The organism is Alteromonas sp. I10, from assembly GCF_003201515.1.
Classification (GTDB): Bacteria; Pseudomonadota; Gammaproteobacteria; order Enterobacterales; family Alteromonadaceae; genus Alteromonas; species Alteromonas macleodii.
Window position 1 is genome coordinate 240,750 of record NZ_QJJN01000007.1, and the last position, 16,513, is coordinate 257,262.

The following is a 16,513-nucleotide window of genomic DNA, read 5'->3' on the forward strand; positions in this document are numbered from 1 at the left end:
GTTTTTTACTAGCACTTGATAAATACTTAGTTTAGCTAAGTTGGAGTTTATCCATCAACAATACGGCTTGCGTACGCGTGTTGATCTCTAGCTTGCGAAGAATGGCACTAATGTGTGCTTTAATGGTTGCTTCCGTAACGTTCATCTCGTGAGCGATTTGCTTGTTCATTAAGCCTGCGCGTAAGTAAGAAAGCATTTGAATCTGTTTAGGTGTAAGTTCACGGAAGCGCTGAAGTAGAACTTTAAGCTCATCGTCAACTTTCTCTAGTTCTTCTTCCATACCTTCTGGAAGCCACTTTTTGCCACCAATAATGTCTACAATAGCCTGAGCAATTTCTCGTGTTTGCGACACTTTGGGGATAAAGCCCTGAGCACCTAGGCTCATTACTTGAGCGACAACCTCAACAGTATCGCTGCCTGAAACAACACCAACAGGAATATTCGGATATTGTTCACGCAGGGTGATAAGGCCGTTAAAATATTCACCGCCAGGCATATTAAGGTCAAGAAGGATCAGCTCAACACCGTCGAATTCGTTTAGCTTCGCCATCACATCATCCAAGCTTCCTGCTTGAATTATCTGTGCGTTTTCAAAGTAAGGTTCCAACGCGCCGCTCAAAGCTTCGCGAAACAATGGGTGATCGTCTGCTACTAGAATTCTTGTCATTAGCGTTACTGCTTCCTTATTGTATTATGAGTATAGATTAATACTTTAGATCATTAACGAAAAGCCCTAAACCAGAAAAATCACGCAAAATATAACAAATTTGGTGTTTTCCATTGGCATTTACGTATCAAACGGTAAAATTGCGCCCCAAATTAGTTAATTGAAGACCCACTGTGAAGAAACACGACAATATATACGCAAAGGCACTCAATAAAGTAGATGACTTTAAATTTGACGAGTCTGTCGTTGATGTGTTTCCCGATATGATTCAGCGCTCAGTGCCTGGATACGAAACCATTGTTCACACCATAGGCGAATTGGCTAAAATTGCCGTTACGCCCAATACCGTCGTTTATGATCTTGGCTGTAGCTTAGGTGCTGCAAGTTTATCTGTGGCAAGAGCTTTACCTAACGATACATGTGAAATTATTGGTGTGGATGCTTCGGAAGCAATGGTAGAGCGCTGCAAACGCGTCGTACAGACCTTCACATTGCCAAACCCAATTGTTATTCAGCAGGGGTTTGCACAAAGTGTAGAAATTAAGAATGCCTCTTTGGTTGTGATGAATTTCACTTTGCAATTTATCCCACCCGCTGACCGCGAAGCGTTATTAAAGCGCATTTATGATGAGTTAAACCCCGGCGGTATGTTGGTGCTATCAGAAAAAATACGCCACCCTACCCTTACTGGCAATGAGCTGCTGGTAGATTTACATCATCAATTTAAGCGCGACAACGGTTATAGTGAACTAGAAGTGAGCCAAAAGCGCGCCGCGTTAGAAAAAGTTATGCTAACCGATACATTTAACGAGCATGATACTCGCTTGAGAAAAGTCGGGTTTACCGATGTTGTGATGTGGTACAAATGTTATAACTTCACGTCTATGGTTGCCATTAAAGGCTAAACAAATCTCGCTACGTCCGTCTATCCGCAACGCCAACACATATTAAGAACAGTATGAGCAAATTAGAACAAACTTGGTTTATCGATTGCTACAAATCGTTAATAGACAGCCCGCTATCACATTGGCTTCAAACGCTGCCGGCACAAATGGACACCTGGCAGCGAACTGCTAAACACGGTGAGTTTGATAAATGGTGCCGTTTACTTTCGAAGCTGCCGACTACCTCGCCGAGTTGTGTTGATTTAGCCTCAAGCGTTTCTATTGGCACCGAAAATGACGTAGATGAATATGTCCAAAAACAAATTGAAGGATTACTAAAGCAGTTTATGCCCTGGAGAAAAGGGCCATTTAATCTTCATGGAATTCATATTGATACAGAGTGGCGTTCGGACTGGAAATGGGACCGCGTAGCACCTCATATTAGTTCGCTGAAAGACCGAAACGTCTTAGACGTAGGCTGTGGCAGTGGTTATCACATGTGGCGCATGCTGGGTGAAGGTGCCAATAACGTAATAGGTATAGATCCTACCCAGCTGTTTCTTATTCAGTTTCACGCCATTAAACAATTTATTAGTAAAAGTAGTGCGCCTTCCGAGAATATCCATTTTCTACCGATGGGTATTGAAGACATGCAGCCATTGAGAGCTTTTGACACTGTGTTTTCTATGGGTGTACTTTACCACCGTAAAGACCCAATGGCGTTTCTGCAGCAACTTAAAGACCAGCTAAGAAAAGGTGGCGAACTGGTTCTTGAAACCCTTGTTGTGGATGGTGATGAAAACACAGTATTGATGGCGGGTGAACGCTATGCACAAATGCGAAATGTGTGGTTCTTACCGAGCACTGCAGCCCTATCTGTTTGGTTAGGCCGTTTAGGCTTTGAAAATATTCGCGTTGTAGATATCAACCACACAACCCTAGATGAGCAGCGCGCAACGCCTTGGATGGAAACGCAATCTTTGAAAGATTTTCTCGATCCGGAAGATATTACTCGCACTATCGAAGGTTACCCTGCACCACAAAGGGCCGTTATTGTCGCTAACAAGAAGTAAGTCGTAAGACCACGCCTCTGTTACCCTATTGGCACAAATGTTGTTATCTTAATCAAGAAGAACGTGCGAATTCTGCATTGATTAAGGTGACAACATGGATATACATGGCTTTCTAACGACGCATCAATTGCCAAGTACCTATGCAGAAACTGCACAAAAATGGTTCACTCCATTATGTGAGCAACTGCTTAAGCACCAAGACGGTGCAACACAACCATTTATCGTGGGCATAAATGGCAGTCAGGGTTCAGGTAAATCAACTCTGACCAGTTTTATCGAGTCCTTCCTTACCTCGGTCCACAACAAAAAAGTGGTATCACTCTCAATTGACGATTTTTACTACGACCAATCGCAGCGAAATGCGCTAGCAATAAAAGTTCACCCGCTTCTAGCAACTCGTGGTGTACCGGGTACTCATGACATTCCTCTAGCGTTAAATACGTTTCGCAGTTTAGAAAAAGGCACGCGTACATCGCTGCCCCGCTTTAACAAAGCTACAGATAACCCGTTCCCCAAAGAACAGTGGCCTGTAATCGAATCTTCACCCGATTTCATCATACTTGAAGGATGGTGTGTGGGCGCTATTGCGCAAACATCTAGCGAACTTAAACGGCCAGTAAACCACCTTGAAGAAGTAGAGGACCCATTGGGCATTTGGCGCTCTTTTGTAAACACTGAACTAGCAGGCGATTATCAGACGTTGTTCGACAAAATAGACTACTGCATTATGCTAAAAGCACCGAGTTTCGACTGTGTGTATCAATGGCGGTTAGAACAAGAACATAAACTCGCCCAAAAAGCGTTAAAAGATAGCGATGGAGTGATGTCTGATGAAGAAGTGGCAAACTTTGTGCAACACTACCAACGCATCACTGAACACGCATTAAGTCACTTGCCTGAAAAGTGCGACACCGTGTTTTATCTAGATGAAACAAGAACGATAACTAAACAGGACGTAAAACGATGACGAAAACGCTTGTTTTCACCGATATGGACGGCACGCTGTTAGACCACCATACCTACTCTTTCGAGGCGGCGAAACCGGCTTTAACGGCATTAGAAAAAAAGGACATTCCCGTTATTCCCACTACCAGCAAAACCTTTGCTGAATTACAACCGCTGCGCGAGAGTATTGGTTTAGATGGGCCTTTTATTATTGAAAATGGCGCCGCTATTTTCATCCCTCATGGCTTTTTCAAACAAAAACCCAGCGGTACGGTTTGGATAGATGGCTACTGGTGTAAGGCGTTTATCTCAAACAAAAATTACTGGATTAAGCTACTTGAAAAAATAGGTAGCGAATTTGACGGCAAGTATAAACAATTCTCAAAAATGTCGATTCAAGAAATTCAGGAATGTACTGGGCTTGACGAAAGGTCAGCGTCACTTGCTGCCAAACGCCAGTTTGGCGAGCCGGTTTTGTGGCTTGGCACTGACGAAGAAAAACAACGCTTTTTAAAGGTAGTAAAAGATCGCGGTGCTTTCCCTCTAGAAGGCGGCCGCTTCATTCATATTTCAGGTAATTGCGATAAAGGCCAGGCTCTCAAGTGGCTGGCCAATGAATATCAAAAGCAACATACCACCAAAGTTAACACTATTGCCCTTGGCGATGGTAAGAACGACGTTGCAATGCTTGAAGCGGCGCACGTCCCCATTCGCATTTTATCCCCGGTAAATCCTCCACCAGCAGTAAAAAAAGAAGAGGTCTATACCAGCACCCTAACCGGCCCTGAAGGCTGGAACGAAATGCTTACTCAATTGCTATCCCTATGATCAGGAGGACACATGGCTGATTTTTATCAAAATGGTGTGGTTACTACGTTACATAACTTAGCTCGTCGTCCTACCGAAGAGCTTGAAGCAGAGCTTCTACAGTTTTCACAGAAGCGCCCTATGGCACTTATTTTACCGTCGCTCTTTTCTGAATTAGAAGGCGACGCACTTCCACATATCGTCAACGAATTAACAGACGTGCCCTACTTATCAGAAATTGTCATCGGTCTGGACCGAGCCAATGAAGAGCAGTACAAACACGCACTAAAATTCTTCGGCAAACTTCCTCAGCATCACAGAGTGCTATGGAACGACGGTCCTCGCCTTAAAGCACTTGATGAAGAGCTTCAGGCTCAAGGCTTGGCGCCAAAGGAGTTAGGTAAAGGCCGAAACGTTTGGTACTGCATGGGCTACGTACTAGCATCGAATCGCGCAGAGTCAGTTGCGTTACACGATTGCGATATTGTTACCTATAACAAAGATTTGCTCGCCAAGCTTATCTACCCTGTAGCCAACCCAATGTTTAACTACGAGTTTTGTAAGGGTTACTATGCGCGTGTGGCTAACGGCAAAATTAATGGCCGTGTTTCTCGACTTCTCGTTACGCCATTACTTCGTGCATTAAAACGCATTATGGGAGACAACGAATACTTGGAGTTTATGGACAGCTTCCGCTATCCATTAGCGGGTGAGTTTTCGTTTAGACGCGACGTACTAAACGATATTCGCATTCCAAGTGACTGGGGCTTAGAAATTGGTGTGCTGTCTGAAATGCACCGCAACTATTCGCACAACCGCCTGTGTCAGGCAGATATATGTGATATTTACGACCATAAACATCAGGATTTATCGCTTAATAACGACCAAGGTGGTTTGTCTAAAATGTCTATCGACATTACCAAAGCCATTTTCAGAAAACTTGCCACGCAAGGCTATACGTTTAGCAACGAAATGTTCCGCTCAATTAAAGCCACCTATTTCCGTATTGCGCTAGACTTTATAGAAACCTACCACAATGACGCGGTAATGAATGGCTTGAACTTAGACATTCACAGCGAAGAGAAAGCAGTAGAAATGTTTGCCAGTAACATTATGAAAGCGGGGCAAAACTTTTTAGAAAACCCTATGGAAACGCCGTTTATACCAAGCTGGAACCGCGTGACCAGCGCGGTACCCGATATTTTAGAACGACTATTAGAAGCGGTTGAAGCCGATACTGCAGAATATATGGAGTAAGTAATATGGCATGGGACCATCTCCATGACAAAGTAAAACACCATTTAGAAAGCATTTATGCCGATGTATCGCTGGACGTCTCGTATGAGACGCTAGCGACTGAGTTAATGAACACTATAGGCATTCAGCAGCAAACGGATATTGCTTCACCTCAGTCTCATCACAATTATTGGGATGAAGATGACATTATCATGATTACCTACGGTGATAGTGTCATTGACGAAGGGGAGCGCCCGCTGGTTACGTTAAATAAGTTTTTGCACCGCTACTGCAAGAACACCGTTAATAATGTTCACATCCTGCCCTTCTTTCCGTACAGCTCAGACGATGGGTTTTCGGTTATCGACTACTCTACAGTGAATGAAGCACTAGGGTCATGGGACGATATTGAAGTCATTGCTGAGGATTATGGCTTGATGACCGACCTAGTTATCAATCACTGCTCTGCAAGAAGCGTGTGGTTTGATAACTTTGTGAAGGGTGAAGGACCAGGATCTGACTTTTTCTTCACAGCAGACCCATCTGATGACCTCTCCATGGTAACTCGACCTCGTGTGTCGCCCTTGCTGCGAGAGACGGAAACCGCCAACGGTACAAAGCATGTATGGTGCACGTTTAGTCACGACCAAGTTGACTTTGACTTTAGAAACCCCAAGGTGTTGTTAGCGTTTATCGATATCATCAAGCTGTATATTGATAAAGGCGCTAAAATCTTTCGCTTAGACGCAGTGGCATTTCTTTGGAAAATTGTAGGTACAAACTGCATTAATCTATTCCAAACCCACGAAGTCATACGTTTGATCCGAACGCTGATTGAACATGTGGATCCTTCCATCATAATCATTACCGAAACCAATATTCCCAACAGGGAAAACCTAACGTACTTTGGTAATGCTAACGAAGCCCATGCTATCTACAACTTTTCGCTTCCGCCGTTACTTGTAAATACATTAGTAACGGGTGATTGTACGTATTTGAAAAGCTGGATGATGAGTATGCCACCGGCGCAAAACGGCACAGCCTACTTTAACTTTATCGCTTCGCACGATGGTATTGGCTTGCGTCCGGCGGAAGGCCTACTGTCAGATGAAGAAATTTCAGAGCTTGTGCATACAATGCAGCACTTTGGCGGCAAGGTGTCGTGGCGCGCTTCTGATCACGGTCAGCAAAAGCCTTACGAGATAAACATCACCCTATTCGACGCGCTGCAAGGAACCACCAAGGGCCCTGATAAGTATCAAGTGGACCGATTTATTTGTGCTCACGCCATAATGTTAGGTATGGAAGGTATACCAGGAATTTACATTCACAGTTTACTCGGCACATCCAACGATTACGAAAAAGTCGCTAATACAGGACAAAATCGTTCAATCAACAGAAAACGTTGGGACTTTAACGAGTTAGAGGCTCTGTTAGACTCGCCCTTTTCACAGCATCATAAAGTACTCACTCGAATCTCGCAGCTTATACGCATACGTAAAGCGCAGCCCGCATTTCACCCCAATGCAACGCAGTTTACATTGCAGCTTGGTAATCAATTATTTGGCTACTGGCGACAAAGTCTCGATAGAAAGCAAAGTATTTTCTGTATTAGTAATATTTCAGACGAAGAACAAACAATTTTGCTGTCTGACATAAATCTTATTGGCACAGATAATTGGATTGATCTCATCACCCGTGACGAGATAGCCCTTTCTAGTGGTTTCTTACAAATGACGCCTTATCAAGTGCTTTGGATCAGCAACCAAGATTTTGAATGAATCTTTGAGCTTATAACGCCAGTCGACCAATAAATCTACCGCGGTAAGGATACTGCGGTGTTATGCTTGTCACACGAGTTAGCAAATCAAAAGTTTGTAATGCAAGAAATTAATACCTTTTTTTTCGATTTAGACGGAACCTTGGTAGACTCTGTTCCTGATTTGGCAACAGCGTTAAACCAAACATTAAACGACTACCAATTACCAACTTATAACGAGCAGACAATTAGACACTGGGTTGGAAATGGTGCTCGTGTTCTGGTGGAACGCGGATTGAGCGGCAACGCAGAGATCAGACACCATTACACATCGAACGAGATTGATGCCGCTTTAGAAAAATTTCTGTTCTATTACCGAACGCTAGAAACTAAAAGTACAGTGCTGTACGACGGCGTGTTCTCAACACTTCACGCGCTAAAAGAACAAGGGTTCACGCTAGCATTAATCACTAATAAACCTTCGGAGTTTATAGAGCCTATTCTTTCTTCGTTCTCAATATTTTCGTTGTTTTCGCTTACTATTGGCGGTGATAGTTTACCGGAAAAAAAGCCTTCTTCCCTTCCCCTTGTGCATGCCTGTGAAAAGCTTGGTGTTTCACCCTCACAGTGTGTAATGGTTGGAGATTCTAAAAATGACATTGTTGCCGCTAAAGCCGCGAACATAAAGAGTATAGGGCTTACCTATGGGTATAACTATGGTGAGAGCATCGCAAAATATAAACCTAACTGGGTTTTCGACGACTTTGAAGAGATATTAACGCTCGCTTCTTAATTCATCTGACATAGCCGTTGATGAAACTTCAATTGCGTCGTTTACGCATACTTTCTTTTATTTCACGCTTTAACCTTTGGTATAAGGCCGCTTTTTCTGTAATATCCGCGTGTTAAATCATTTCATGGAGTTGTTGGTATGTCATCTAAATGGCTTTCACTAGAAGAAGCCCTCACTAAAGCATTAGACGCTGCAAAAGCGATAAACGACGTTGAGCAAGTGAGCATTTTTGACGCCAACAACCGCATCTTGGCCCAAGATGTAACTGCCCACGTTGATGTCCCACCCTGGGATAATTCAGCAATGGATGGCTATGCCGTAAATGCGGAAGATCTCAAACACAGTGATAAACTCGAAGTACAGGGTGTAATTACAGCTGGCATGAGTGCTGATGAGCCGCTTGAAAAAGGCAAAGCCTTTAAAATAATGACGGGGGCCCCGGTGCCTGCCAATGCTAACGCCGTTGTAATGGTAGAGAATACCGAAAGTCATGATGGCGCGGTTTTTATCAATAAAATTCCATCGGCGCAAGAGAATATACGTAAAAAGGCCAATGATATCGCCAGTGGCGATACACTAATAAGCAAGGGCACGCGCCTTCACGCCGAACACCTTATGCTGCTTTCTTCCCAAGGAAACAGTAAGGTGGCAGTATTCAGAAAACTTCGCGTTGGTGTAGTCGCGACTGGTTCTGAACTTGCTGCACCTGGCGAACCCTGTAAATCGACACAAATTTTCGAGTCGAATCGCGTTGGTGTAAGTAGTATCTTAAGCAATAAAAATGTAGAGCTTGTTGATTTCGGCATTGTAGAAGACGACGAAGCTTCTTTGCGTAAACTTTTCATTGAGGCGAGCGAGCGTGTAGATGTAATGGTAAGTAGCGGTGGTGTATCTGTAGGCGATGCCGACTATGTAAAAGATATCATCGCTGAATTGGGCACTATCGACTTTTGGAAAGTCGCAGTTAAACCGGGTAAACCCTTTGCTCTGGGTAAAATAAACAACACGTTGTTTTGCGGTTTGCCGGGCAATCCTGTGTCTTCGTTTGTCACCGCAAAATTATTGGTTGTGCCTGTTATCAAAAAAATGCAAGGGCAAGTACAACCGCACGAGCAGTTCTTTGTTAACGCTAGCATTACGACACCTCTTAAGCGACGTGCAGGCCGCCGAGACTTTCAGCGTGCAACCATGGTAAGAAATAATCAAGGTGAATGGGAAGTCACACCATTTAAGTCACAAAGCTCTGGCGTTATGACTTCAATCACTTCTGCTAACTGCCTAATGGTAGTACATGAAGATATAAGTGAGTTAAAAGTTGGCGATACGGTTCCGGTTATACCGCTACATTTTTAACAAGTTCGTTGTTGAAACGCTACTTCGTTAAGGCTTTTAAGCTCGTTTTTATTTTCTGCATTTTTATCGCCCTAGGCGACCCATATAGAGACACATTACCGTGAATAAAAAACGCTTTCTTTTAGAAGGAAGAGACATTTTAAAACTAGCATGGCCATTGTTGGTTGCGCAGATTACTCAAATGCTAATGGGCGTTAGCGATACTATTATGGCTGGGCGTTACAGTGCAACCGACATGGCAGCGGTAGCACTAGGATTTAGCATCACCGTGCCACTGCTTTGCTTTATACAGGGTATAGCGCTGGCACTTCCCCCAATTATTTCACGGTTGCAGGGAAACAAAAATTTAAGTGGTATTGCCGACGCAAGTCAGCAAGCTGGTTATCTGGTTTTCTTTGTGGGATTAGCGGTAGCAGGCTTAATTCCATTTACTGAAAGCATAGTCGCGCTGTTCCCTATGGCGCCCGAGCTATTTAGCATTACCGTAGACTACGTACTGTATGTGCTGTTCGCTATGCCTGGATTTGCACTTTACCAATGGCTTAGAAACTATTGTGAAGGCTTGGGTAAAACCAAACCCACTATGATTATTACGGTTATCGGGCTGATGGCGAACATCGTAGGAAACTACCTGTTTATCTATGGTGTAGGCCCATTACCAGCTATGGGCGGTGCGGGTTGTGGTATTGCAACGGCCATTGTGATTTACACTATGCTTATAGCAACCGTTATCTATGTTCGTTTTGCCCCTGCCCTGCAAAAGTACAATTTGTTTGGACAGTTGTATAAACCTAACATGGTAACCATAAATCGTACCTTCAAAATGGGTTTGCCCATTGCTATGACTATCCTGTTCGAAGTGACGCTGTTTTCACTGGTTGCATTGTTATTAGCCCCTTTTGGTGCCACAACGGTAGCGGCCCACCAAGTCGCACTGAACTTCTCGGCCCTAATGTTCATGTTTCCTATGAGTATTGGTATGGCAGCAGCAATTCGCATTGGCTATCGCATAGGGCAAAATAACCCACGACAGGCAAAAATTGCAGCTCGAACCGCTATTCTGATCGGTTTTTTCACCGCTGCGTGTACGGCTAGCTTCACCCTGCTAGCAAAGGGATTCATCATTGGCCTGTACACCAGCGACGAAGCCGTATATACCTTGGCAAATGCGCTATTGATTTATGCGGCGTTATTCCAATTGTCTGATGCGGTTCAGGTGATTTCGGCTAATGCATTACGCGGCTATAAAGACACAACAGCGATGTTTGTTATTACCTTTGTGTCCTACTGGTTAATAGGTCTACCTACAGGCGTTATTTTAGGTAGAACAAACTGGATAACGGCAGAACCAATGGCCGCAGCAGGGTTTTGGATTGGCTTCATTGTAGGATTGAGTGCCGCAGCTGTTATGCTAGGTGCACGCCTTCTTTACATCCAAAGGCCCAGTGCTGTGCATCGTATCGCGAATGCATAATACCAATCCGCATAGATCATTGCCCACTCAGAAGCTTGCCAGACCTTCCCGAGGGGCGAGTTTAAAATGTTCAATTGAACCACCAAAGCAGTTACCCCCTGCTTTTTAGTTTGTCCCAGTCTTGTGGCGTGTCTATATCAAATTGTGCGTTAGGTATAGACACAGCCGTTACCCTACCTAATTTCGCATACTTCTTAATAACCGGCTTAGCCCCCATATCGCCACTTAGCGCTAGCAGTTCACTAAATACCGCTTCAGGAAAGATAGCAGGTACGGTTAATCGACTATTGTTCTCTCCCTGCTTTTGCCATTCACTGCATACTATGTGATTAGGGTTCGCATAAGAAGTGTTAATAAGGCGAACGAAGTCTTGTGCATTAAGACTCGGCAAATCGGCCAACGTGAATAGCACGTGAGTAGGTCTTGTACACAAGCCCTTTGCTGTCGAGGACACTGATTTCGACAGTGATGAAAGGCTTAAAAGGTGCGTGAGTCCAGTGCGAATACTTGATGCAAGGCCTTCATCCCAATTAGCGTTGCGAACGATACTGATGGGTAGTTCAGAAACCTTACATAGAGAGTGCTTTAGCTGCGTATTTACGGAATCATGCCATTTCCCCGTAACAACAGTAATGGGTAATTCACTGGTTAACGCTAAGTCATTGCGCGCACTAACTACCTCCCCCACACTGTGTTGTATAAGAGAAAGCGCAGAAATTGGGTGTTCCGATAAAAGCTTATTACCCTTGTAGCGAGCGCTCTTTCCGCCCGCCAACACCACAAGTGCTACGGCATAATTTTCCGACTTCAATTCAACATCCGTTATATCAAAGAAATAAAACGTTACACGTCAAAGGGCTTAGCGGCTTCTGCTAAGCCCTTTGATAGCAGCGGTTAACCCTTCAAGCGTAAGCCCATACATTCTGTCTTCCATAATTTCACGAATAATTTTGATAGACGAATAATACGGCCAGTAATTCTCAGCTTGCGGATTAAGCCACACAGCGTTGTTAAAGTGGTTCAATAAACGCTGCATCCACACACTGCCCGGCTCTTCATTCCAATGCTCTACACTTCCACCTGGATACGTTATTTCATACGGCCCCATGGTAGCGTCACCTACAAAAATTACCTTGTAGTCTTTTCCGTAGCGATGAATGATATCCCAGATAGGAATGCGTTCTTTATTACGACGAAGGTTATCTTTCCACACCTCCTCATACACGCAGTTGTGGAAATAAAAGTACTCTAAGTATTTAAACTCGCTTTGCACCGCAGAGAAAAGCTCTTGAGTACTTTTTACGTGTGGGTCCATAGAGCCGCCCACATCAAAAAACATTAACACTTTTACCGCATTGTGACGCTCTGGTGCCATGTGGATATCGAGTAAACCGCCTTTTTTAGCTGTCTCACCTATGGTTGTCGGCACATCTAGCTGCTCACTTGCGCCGGTGCGAGCAAACTTGCGTAGCTTCCTAAGGGCCACTTTTATGTTACGCGTACCCAGTTCTACATCAGAGCTTAGGTTTTTAAACTCGCGTTTATCCCATACTTTTACTGCCGAAAACTTTCTGTTTCCCTTTTGCCCTATTCGCACACCTTCTGGATTGTCGCCATAAGCGCCAAACGGGGATGTTCCGCCGGTGCCCACCCATTTATTTCCACCTTGGTGCCGCTTTTCTTGTTCTTCTAAGCGCTTTTTCAACGTTTCCATCAGTTCTTCAAGGCCACCGGCTTTACGCAGCGCCTCACGCTCTTCAGGGCTTAAATTTTTCTCAATTTCCTTACGCAGCCATTCCTCAGGAATCTCTTTGCCAAACAAATCGACAGATTCAACACCTTCAAAATACTCCGCAAACGCCCTGTCGAACTTATCGTACTGAGTTTCGTCCTTAACCATTATGGTACGCGACAAACTGTAGAACGCTTCGATGTCGGCATACACCACGTGCTTTTCTAGCGCACTAAGCAAATCCAGCAACTCGCGCAGCGTGGTTTTAACCTGATATTTTCGCAGTGTATAAAAAAACTGAATAAGCATTAGCGACGCGCCATAAAGACCAGTTTTTCAAACAAATGTATGTCTTGTTCGTTTTTAAGCAGTGCCCCGTAAAGTGGTGGAATAGCAGCTTTTCCGTCTTTAGAATGAAGCGCTTCTGGTGGAATATCCTCAGCAACCAAGAGCTTCAGCCAGTCGATAAGTTCAGAGGTAGAAGGCTTTTTCTTAAGCCCTGGTACTTCGCGAATTTCAAAGAAGGCCTTTAACGCTTCATCAAGCAGCTTTTTCTTTAAATCTGGGAAATGTACGTTAACGATTTCTTGCATTTCCTCTGGATTCGGGAACTGAATGTAGTGGAAGAAACAACGGCGCAAGAAAGCATCTGGCAGCTCTTTTTCGTTGTTCGATGTAATAATAACAATAGGACGCTGCTTCGCGACTACACGTTCCTGCGTTTCATAAACGAAGAACTCCATCTTATCGAGCTCTAGCAGCAAGTCGTTGGGAAACTCAATGTCAGCTTTATCAATTTCATCAATTAATAGTACCGGGCGCTTTTCTGCGCTAAAGGCTTCCCATAATTTACCTTTTACGATGTAGTTGCTGATATCGTGAACGCGATCATCACCAAGTTGAGAGTCACGAAGACGTGACACTGCGTCGTATTCGTACAAACCTTGCTGTGCTTTAGTGGTTGATTTAATGTGCCACTGAATTAGTTCGGTGCCTAAACTCTCGGCCAATTCTTCAGCAAGCATGGTTTTACCTGTGCCCGGCTCGCCTTTAATTAAAAGCGGACGCTCTAGCGTAATAGCTGCGTTAACCGCCAGCTGTAAGTCTTTGGTTGCGATATAATTAGACGTGCCACTAAAAGCCATTATTGTTGTACTCCGTATAATTTTTCGTCTTTGCAATTTTAACTATAATATCAAGGCCTTCTCATGATTGCCCATAGATATAACATATAGCTAAAAAGCACTTTGCATTTTACTGATTGGGACCAATGATATAGGGGTATGACGAAATCCCCTAATTCAGGCTGTGAATTATTAACTATCACACGCGTTGAATTATTAACTATTAAAAAGGTCGTACAGATCACGACAGACGGGGTTTCCTATAAAATAAGGAACGAGGTAAGGATTTATAATGAACGTATTTGACGACAATTCCCTATCTATTGGCCGCACGCCACTAGTTAAGCTAAATCGCGTAACATCAGGTAATGTATACGCAAAAATTGAATCGCGTAACCCAAGCTTCAGCGTTAAGTGCCGTATTGGCGCAAACATGATTTGGGATGCTGAAAAGCGCGGTGTCCTTACCGAAGGTAAAGAAATTGTAGAGCCGACCAGTGGTAACACAGGTATCGCTTTGGCGTTTGTTGCAGCGTCTCGCGGTTATAAGCTAACGCTAACCATGCCTAGCAGCATGAGCCTTGAGCGTCGCAAACTTCTAAAAGCTTTGGGCGCAAACCTTGTTCTTACTGAAGCGCCTAAGGGCATGAAAGGTGCCGTTGCCGCTGCACAAGAAATTGTGGCATCAGATCCAGACAAATACGTATTGCTTCAACAGTTCGACAACCCGGCTAACCCAGCTATTCACGAAAAAACCACTGGCCCTGAAATTTGGGAAGATACAGACGGTAAAGTAGATGCATTCGTAGCTGGTGTAGGTACGGGTGGTACAATCACGGGTGTAAGTCGCTACCTTAAAAATACGAAAGGTAAAGCAATTACTTCTATTGCCGTTGAGCCAACAGACTCTCCAGTAATTACCCAAGCGCTTGCGGGCGAAGAATTAACCCCTGGCCCACACAAAATTCAAGGTATTGGCGCAGGTTTCATTCCAGGTAACCTAGATCTAGACCTAATTGACGAAGTTGAGCAAGTTACCAACGAAGAATGTATGGACATGGCGCGCAAGCTAATGACCGACGAGGGTATTCTTGCAGGTATTTCTTCTGGTGCAGCCGTTGTTGCCGCTAAGCGTTTTGCTGAACGCCCAGAAAACAAAGACAAAGTGGTTGTAGTGCTTCTAGCAAGCGGCACAGAACGTTACCTAAGTAGCCCTCTGTTTGCTGGTGCGTTCGACGAACAAGAAGAAGTTCAATAACCACCAAAATGTTTCAATTATTTAAAAACGAGGCCTAGTGCCTCGTTTTTTTATGCCTACTCTCTTCTGTTTCTCCTGAAGTTTCATGAACACAAACACCTGAGTTTTACGCTCTATTACTTTGCTTTTGTGCGCAATATTGTGAATAATCAAAGCATAGATTAGCGAAGCGGCGAGCACATTGACTTCGTTGAGATATAAAACTATCAATAAGAAACGGACCTCTTTACATTAAGGTAATCCAAATGAAAACGCGTATGTGGTACGCCCTGCTCGGGCTTTTTACAGTGTTGATTTTATCCGCTTGCGGTAAAAAGGAAGAAGGCATCGGGCGGTACGGCATGCTTGATGAAAGTACCCCTGAGTACACCACCGTAGCGTTTCTCAAAAGTGTTTATGAAGATGACAACCTTGATACAGCAATTCGCCTATCAAGCGAAAAACTGTCTCGTATATTAACGAGATACCACACTAACAGTAACGTTCAGCGCCACCTCTTAAACCTTAAATATGACACCGTCACCATCACGCCTCAAAGTGCAGGCCGAGTTGGCCGCAACGAGTTCGCAGAAAAATCGACAATCACCGTATTTTTAAGTGGAACATACAACGACGATAAAATTGAAGACTTGCGTAGCCTAGACTTGATTAAAGAAGACGGTGAATGGAAGGTTAATAAAATTCATCCAGATGCCTATTTATAACGTGTAGATAAACGCTGTTTTTATGGCCAGCAACGTAGCTTTTTACAAATGAAGAAAATAAAAAGGATGTTTTCCGGCTTTTATGCTTAAAAGCGTTTATTTTTTGTTTAATGGGTTGTTTTAGGGTAATAATTTCAAAACGCTCATAAGTGATATACGGATAGTTTCCACCTTACATAAAGGATTTTTTCTGTACATTAAATTGTTATATGCCAGTAAATATATTCGAGATCCTATGAAAGAGAAAGAGCACTTTAAGAAGCTAAGGAGCATAATTTATTCTCTTCTGCCTGCTTTAATTCTACTTTCTTTCTTTTTGGAGAAAGAACTTATCAAGAGTCTATTTTTCTTAGTCTTTGGAATATGGGCATGTTCTTTTGGCTTCTCCTTTTTTTATCAAGCTAAAACTAAAAAACAATCACCGAGAAATTCAGCACTATACTTAGTTTCTTTTATCTACTTTATTTTGGGTATCGGAGCTTTAAATGCCTTAGCGGTAGGTACTTTTTTAAAAATGGCATATAACAAAAAAATTAAGTCACTCACTCCGTTCGCTGGGACGCATACATGCGGGGCGGCTTCGCCATTATGCCCCACATGCTTGCGCCTCTTATTTAAAAGTTATGTGCTAATCTGTGTAATCAAAAATAAAAGGATTTATTTAATGAAACTACCAGCCTTCTTAATTCTAAGTATTCCTCTGC

16 protein-coding genes are annotated in these 16,513 nt (G+C 43.6%); 12 read left to right on the plus strand and 4 right to left on the minus strand.

Features of this window, described 5'->3' with window-relative positions; all coding sequences use genetic code 11:
* Positions 1-31: 31 nt before the first annotated feature.
* Positions 32-667 (minus strand): response regulator transcription factor, encoded by a 636-nt coding sequence (locus tag BZA03_RS14830; protein ID WP_110289175.1) that lies wholly within the window; start codon positions 665-667, stop codon positions 32-34.
* Positions 668-840: 173 nt separating this feature from the next.
* Between BZA03_RS14830 and cmoA the strand changes: the two genes are divergently transcribed.
* The 9 genes from cmoA (at position 841) to BZA03_RS14875 (ending at position 10,991) form a co-directional block, all read left to right on the plus strand.
* Positions 841-1,572: a carboxy-S-adenosyl-L-methionine synthase CmoA gene (gene cmoA, locus BZA03_RS14835; protein ID WP_110289176.1), complete on the plus strand. Its 732-nt coding sequence runs from the start codon at positions 841-843 to the stop codon at positions 1,570-1,572.
* Between the two features lie 53 nt (positions 1,573-1,625).
* A complete protein-coding gene (cmoB, locus tag BZA03_RS14840; RefSeq protein WP_110289177.1) occupies positions 1,626-2,624 on the plus strand; it encodes a tRNA 5-methoxyuridine(34)/uridine 5-oxyacetic acid(34) synthase CmoB in 999 nt (332 codons plus the stop codon).
* A 94-nt stretch (positions 2,625-2,718) separates the two neighbouring features.
* Positions 2,719-3,591: a kinase gene (locus tag BZA03_RS14845; RefSeq protein WP_110289178.1), complete on the plus strand. Its 873-nt coding sequence runs from the start codon at positions 2,719-2,721 to the stop codon at positions 3,589-3,591.
* Entirely contained in the window at positions 3,588-4,397 is an 810-nt protein-coding gene (locus BZA03_RS14850) for a mannosyl-3-phosphoglycerate phosphatase (RefSeq protein WP_014949681.1), read from the plus strand. The genes BZA03_RS14845 and BZA03_RS14850 overlap by 4 nt, the downstream gene beginning before the upstream one ends.
* A 12-nt stretch (positions 4,398-4,409) precedes the next feature.
* Positions 4,410-5,633, plus strand: a complete 1,224-nt coding sequence (locus BZA03_RS14855) for a glycosyl transferase (RefSeq protein WP_014949682.1) — start codon at positions 4,410-4,412, stop codon at positions 5,631-5,633.
* Positions 5,634-5,638: 5 nt separating this feature from the next.
* Complete coding sequence (locus BZA03_RS14860; RefSeq protein WP_110289179.1) at positions 5,639-7,393, plus strand: sugar phosphorylase; 1,755 nt, start codon at positions 5,639-5,641, stop codon at positions 7,391-7,393.
* A 99-nt stretch (positions 7,394-7,492) separates the two neighbouring features.
* A complete protein-coding gene (locus BZA03_RS14865) occupies positions 7,493-8,164 on the plus strand; it encodes a phosphoglycolate phosphatase (protein ID WP_258364652.1) in 672 nt (223 codons plus the stop codon).
* A 138-nt stretch (positions 8,165-8,302) separates the two neighbouring features.
* On the plus strand, positions 8,303-9,517 hold the full coding sequence (gene glp / locus BZA03_RS14870) for a gephyrin-like molybdotransferase Glp (RefSeq protein ID WP_110289181.1): 1,215 nt from the start codon (positions 8,303-8,305) through the stop codon (positions 9,515-9,517).
* 100 nt (positions 9,518-9,617) lie between these two features.
* Complete coding sequence (locus BZA03_RS14875; protein ID WP_014949686.1) at positions 9,618-10,991, plus strand: MATE family efflux transporter; 1,374 nt, start codon at positions 9,618-9,620, stop codon at positions 10,989-10,991.
* A gap of 91 nt (positions 10,992-11,082) precedes the next feature.
* Here the strand turns inward: BZA03_RS14875 and BZA03_RS14880 are convergent, their stop codons facing one another.
* From BZA03_RS14880 to BZA03_RS14890, 3 genes are read right to left on the minus strand one after another with little or no spacing between them, the layout of a single operon-like run.
* Positions 11,083-11,802, minus strand: coding sequence for an NTP transferase domain-containing protein (locus tag BZA03_RS14880; protein WP_110289182.1), 720 nt, complete (start codon positions 11,800-11,802; stop codon positions 11,083-11,085).
* 48 nt (positions 11,803-11,850) lie between these two features.
* Positions 11,851-13,032: a VWA domain-containing protein gene (locus BZA03_RS14885; RefSeq protein ID WP_039227619.1), complete on the minus strand. Its 1,182-nt coding sequence runs from the start codon at positions 13,030-13,032 to the stop codon at positions 11,851-11,853.
* Positions 13,032-13,868 (minus strand): MoxR family ATPase, encoded by an 837-nt coding sequence (locus BZA03_RS14890; RefSeq protein WP_014949689.1) that lies wholly within the window; start codon positions 13,866-13,868, stop codon positions 13,032-13,034. Before BZA03_RS14890 ends, BZA03_RS14885 begins: the two co-directional genes overlap by 1 nt.
* A gap of 271 nt (positions 13,869-14,139) precedes the next feature.
* Here BZA03_RS14890 and cysK point away from each other — a divergent pair, with 271 nt between their 5' ends.
* The 3 genes from cysK to BZA03_RS20510 form a co-directional block, all read left to right on the plus strand.
* Positions 14,140-15,105, plus strand: coding sequence for a cysteine synthase A (gene cysK / locus BZA03_RS14895; protein ID WP_014949690.1), 966 nt, complete (start codon positions 14,140-14,142; stop codon positions 15,103-15,105).
* 245 nt (positions 15,106-15,350) lie between these two features.
* The gene (locus BZA03_RS14905; RefSeq protein WP_014979438.1) at positions 15,351-15,809 is read left to right on the plus strand and encodes a hypothetical protein; all 459 of its coding nucleotides are present in this window, start codon (positions 15,351-15,353) and stop codon (positions 15,807-15,809) included.
* 235 nt (positions 15,810-16,044) lie between these two features.
* A partial coding sequence (locus BZA03_RS20510) for a hypothetical protein (protein ID WP_220018915.1) occupies positions 16,045-16,513 on the plus strand: 469 nt, incomplete at its 3' end.